The sequence below is a fragment of the Paenibacillus sp. 203 genome (assembly GCF_037027525.1).
GTDB classification, from domain to species: Bacteria; Bacillota; Bacilli; order Paenibacillales; family Paenibacillaceae; genus Paenibacillus; species Paenibacillus polymyxa_B.
On sequence record NZ_JAXCHD010000100.1, the window covers coordinates 1 to 244 of the forward strand.

At 52.5% G+C, this 244-nt stretch carries 1 rRNA gene; it reads left to right on the plus strand.

From position 1 onward, the window contains the following. Positions 1 to 244: ribosomal RNA gene (locus WA407_RS26890) — 16S ribosomal RNA — on the plus strand; the annotation flags it as partial.

Here is a 244-nt window from a genome sequence, read left to right on the forward strand (position 1 = left end):
TGAAACTCAAAGGAATTGACGGGGACCCGCACAAGCAGTGGAGTATGTGGTTTAATTCGAAGCAACGCGAAGAACCTTACCAGGTCTTGACATCCCTCTGACCGGTCTAGAGATAGACCTTTCCTTCAGGACAGAGGAGACAGGTGGTGCATGGTTGTCGTCAGCTCGTGTCGTGAGATGTTGGGTTAAGTCCCGCAACGAGCGCAACCCTTATGCTTAGTTGCCAGCAGGTCAAGCTGGGCAC